The sequence below is a fragment of the Micromonospora sp. NPDC007271 genome (assembly GCF_040634005.1).
Taxonomy (GTDB): Bacteria; Actinomycetota; Actinomycetes; order Mycobacteriales; family Micromonosporaceae; genus Micromonospora.
Window position 1 is genome coordinate 1 of sequence record NZ_JBEYER010000192.1, and the last position, 3,754, is coordinate 3,754.

Genomic DNA, 3,754 nt, shown 5'->3' on the forward strand with positions numbered 1-3,754 from the left:
CCAACCGTGAATTTGCGCCCATCTGGGCGCTTTTTTTCCCCTTTCGCCAGGGCCACATTTGCAAGTAACGGCGCGGGGGGTGGGGGGGGTGGGGGGGTGGGGTGGGGGGTTAGAGGGGGATGCCTAGGAGGGCGTTGGTGGTGGTGGCGAAGAGTTTCGGGGCCTCGGCGTCGTCGGCGACGCCGGCCAGGGCCTGGTCGGCCCAGGCGTCGGCCAGCGCCAGGGCGCCGGGGGTGTCGAGGTCGTCGGCGAGGCGGGCGCGTACCCCGGCGAGGAACTCGGCGCCGGACGGCCCGGCCGGGGCGGCGGCGGCCCGACGCCAGCGGGCCAGCCGCTGCTGCGCCGCGTCGAGCAGGTCGTCGGTCCAGGCCCGGTCCGTGCGGTAGTGCCCGCTCATCAGGGCGAGCCGGACCGCCATCGGGTCCACCTGGTCGGCCCGCAGCCGGGAGACGAAGACCAGGTTGCCCTTGGACTTCGACATCTTCTCGCCGTCGAGGCCGATCATGCCGGCGTGCACGTAGTGGTCGGCGAACGGTGCCTGGCCGGTCAGCCGCTCGGCGTGCGCCGCGGAGCACTCGTGGTGCGGGAAGATCAGGTCGTTGCCGCCGCCCTGCACGGCGATCCGGTCGCCGAGCAGGTTCAGCGCGATCACCGCGCACTCGATGTGCCAGCCGGGCCGGCCGGCGCCCAGGTCGCCGCCCGGCCAGGACGGCTCGCCCTCCCGGGCGCCGCGCCACAGCAGCGGGTCGAGCGGGTCACGCTTGCCGGCCCGGTCCGGGTCGCCGCCGCGCTCCGGGAAGATCTCCAGCATCTGCTGACGGGACAGGTTGGACTCGTAGCCGAACGCCGGCGCGGCGGTGATGTCGAAGTAGACGTCCCCGGTGCCGTCGTCGAGCCGGTACGCCGCGCCGTCCTTGAGCAGCACGAGGACCTTCTCGGCAATGTCCGGGATCGACTCGATGGCGCCGACGTAGTGCGCCGGCGGAATGATCCGCAGCGCTTCCATGTCCTCCCGGAACAGTGCGGTCTCCCGCATGGCCAGGACCTTCCAGTCCTCGCCGTCGCGCTCGGCCCGCTCCAGCAGTGGGTCGTCGATGTCGGTGACGTTCTGCACGTACCGCACGGTCAGGCCGGCGTCCAGCCACATCCGCTGCACCAGATCAAAGGTGATCATGGTTGCGGCGTGGCCGAGGTGGGTCGCGTCGTACGGGGTGATGCCGCAGACGTACATCGCGGCGACCCCGTCGGGCCGGCTGGGGTGGACACCTTGCCGCGCCGAGTCGTACAACCTCAGTGCCTGGCCGCCGCCGGGCAGCCGTGGCACCTCATGTCCCGCCCAAGACTCCATGACCGCCAGCCTAACGATCCGTCAGGCCCCCGGGTGGCAGGCCCGGAGTGATCAACACGACAGCGGCTCACATCGGCGGCCAGGGCATGGCCGGCCAGTCCTGCGAGGGCAGCGGGAAGCGTCCGGTCTCCCCGAGCCGATCCACCCGGGCCACCACCTCGGCGACCTCACCGAGGGTCAGGTGCTCGGCCAGCTCGTCGCCGAGCGGGCCGGTGAGCTGCCCGGCCAGCCCGGCCAGCACCTCCACTGCGTCCGGCGGAAGCTGCCGGCCGGCCCAGCCCCACAGCACCGTCCGCAGCTTGTCCTCGACGTGGAAGCAGACGCCGTGGTCCACCCCGTAGATCCGGTCGTCGGGGCCCGCGATCACGTGGCCTCCCTTGCGGTCGGCGTTGTTGAGCACCGCGTCGAGGACAGCCAGGCGGGCCAGGCGCGGATCGTCGGCGTGCGCGAGGGCGTACGCGGTCCCGTCGTCGTCGCGGGCCGCGGCCACCGGAAACCAGCGCGGCGGCACCGCGGCGGCCGGCACGAACCCGACCAGCGGCTCGACGTCCTCCGGCTCGTCGATCCAGAGCTGACAGGAACCGGGGCCGAACGGCCCGTCCCGCAGCACGGTCGGCGGCACCAGGTCCCAACCGGTGGCCCGGGAGACCAGATAGGCCGCGACCTCCCGGCCGGCGAGCGTGCCATCCGGAAAGTCCCAGAGCGGGCGCTCACCCCGGACCGGCTTGTAGACGCAACGCGCGGCCAGCCCGTCCAGGGTGAGGACCCCGCGCAGGGTGGTGTTGGAGGCGTCGACCAGCCGCCCCTCCAGGACGAGCTCACCGTCGGTGAGCAGCCGCAATGCGGCGGCGCCGTCCTGCCGGGGCTGGAGTTCCGACGAGGTCACCGGTGATAACCGTTGTGCCGCGGACAGAGGTGGCCGGCCGGATCCAGCGGCTGGCCGCAGAGCGGGCAGGGTGGGCGGCCGGCGTTGACCACCCGGCGCGCCCGCTCGATGAAGGCACGGGTCGCCTCCGGGGTCAGCCGCACCCGGAGCCGATCCAGGTCGTCGTCCGGCTCGTCCGGGTCCTCGTCCTCGTCGTCGTCGTCGGCCTCGCCCAGCGCGACCGCGACCTCCGTCTCCCCAGCGGCGATCGCCTCGATCACCACGGTGGCGGTGTCCACGTCGAAGGCCAGGCCGAGCGTGCCGACCCGGAACTCCTCGTCGACCGGGGTGTCCAGAGGGTCGTTGTCGCCGGGCGCGGCGGGTGCCTCGGGCAGCTGGACGCCGAACCGGCGCTGCGCCTCGGCGAGCAGCTCCTCCAGCTTCTCGGCGAGCAGGGACACCTGGACCTTCTCCAGCGCGACGCTGACCAGCCGGCCACCACCGCGCGCCTGGAGGAAGAACGTACGCTCCCCCGGCGGGCCGACGGTTCCGGCGACGAACCGCTCCGGCGGCTCGAAGGCGTGCACCTGGTGGGTCATACCCACGACCCTATCCGGAGGCCGGAACCGCCGCGCAGCGCACCGACGTTGAATCCGCCCAAGGCGAAACGCCGTGGCCCACGGTGTCGCTTTCCGGGCGTGGCGGGCCGGCTCACCGGCTCACCGCAATTCGCGGTCGCGGGGCTCGCAAGCCCGCCCCCACGCTCACGGTGCCGCCCCCGCGCCGCCGCCCACGGACGCGTCCGAATCCGCCGTACGCGCCGCCCGCCGGCGCCGCTTGCCGGGCGGCGGCACCAGCCCCGCGAGATCGCCGCCGATGTCGTTGAGCCGGACCAGGAACGGCCGTAGCGGCGTGTAGCGGATCGCCGTCACCGAGGCCGGGTCCGCGACGATCCGCTGGAAAAGATCCAGGTGTACGCCGAGCGCGTCCGCCACGATCGCCTTGATCACATCGCCGTGGCTGCAGGCCAGCCAGACCGCCTCCGGCCCGTGCTCGGCGGTGACCCGGGCGTCCCAGGAGCGCACGGTGGTGACCGCTCGCGCCGCCATCGCCGCCATCGCCTCGCCCTCGGGGAAGACGGCTGCGCTGGGATGCTGCTGGACCACCGGCCAGAGCGGCTCCTTGGCCAGCTTCTTCAGCGGCTGCCCCTCCCAGCTGCCGTACCCGCACTCGATCAGCCCCTCGTCCACCACCGGCTCGGCCTGCGGCAGCGCCAGCTCCAGGGTCTGCCGGCAGCGGATCAGCGGGCTGGTCACCACCGCCGCCAGGGGCAGCGCCCGCAACCGCTCGCCGACGGCCGTGGCCTGAGCGCGGCCGGTCTCGTCCAGCTCGACCGGCTGCCGGCCGGCCAGGCCGCCGTCCGCGTTCGCGGTGGTCCGGCCGTGTCGCAGAAGCAGAAGCGTCGCCACGCTGACCACCCTACGTTTGGTTGCGGTTCTGGGTGTGGCCCGCCGTGCCCGGCTCCGGGCGGTCAGGCTTGA

4 protein-coding genes are annotated in these 3,754 nt (G+C 73.4%); all 4 read right to left on the reverse strand.

The genetic code is table 11. The features are described 5' to 3' along the window. Positions 1 to 109 precede the first annotated feature (109 nt). The 4 genes from mshC to ABZ570_RS33610 all read right to left on the reverse strand — a co-directional run bounded on the left by mshC (position 110) and on the right by ABZ570_RS33610 (position 3,691). Positions 110 to 1,348, reverse strand: coding sequence for a cysteine--1-D-myo-inosityl 2-amino-2-deoxy-alpha-D-glucopyranoside ligase (mshC, locus tag ABZ570_RS33595; RefSeq protein ID WP_358072168.1), 1,239 nt, complete (start codon positions 1,346 to 1,348; stop codon positions 110 to 112). A gap of 67 nt (positions 1,349 to 1,415) precedes the next feature. Further along, positions 1,416 to 2,234 (reverse strand): SCO1664 family protein, encoded by an 819-nt coding sequence (locus tag ABZ570_RS33600; protein WP_358072170.1) that lies wholly within the window; start codon positions 2,232 to 2,234, stop codon positions 1,416 to 1,418. Beyond that, positions 2,231 to 2,812: a DUF3090 domain-containing protein gene (locus ABZ570_RS33605; protein WP_358072172.1), complete on the reverse strand. Its 582-nt coding sequence runs from the start codon at positions 2,810 to 2,812 to the stop codon at positions 2,231 to 2,233. The genes ABZ570_RS33600 and ABZ570_RS33605 overlap by 4 nt, the downstream gene beginning before the upstream one ends. 165 nt (positions 2,813 to 2,977) lie before the next feature. Beyond that, entirely contained in the window at positions 2,978 to 3,691 is a 714-nt protein-coding gene (locus tag ABZ570_RS33610; protein WP_358072174.1) for a histidine phosphatase family protein, read from the reverse strand. Positions 3,692 to 3,754: the final 63 nt, after the last annotated feature.

Bases quoted from the DNA above. Each gene is read 5' to 3' on its own strand.
- ABZ570_RS33605 (WP_358072172.1), bottom strand. From the start codon at position 2,812: ATGACCCACCAGGTGCACGCCTTCGAGCCGCCGGAGCGGTTCGTCGCC.
- mshC (WP_358072168.1), bottom strand. From the start codon at position 1,348: ATGGAGTCTTGGGCGGGACATGAGGTGCCACGGCTGCCCGGCGGCGGC.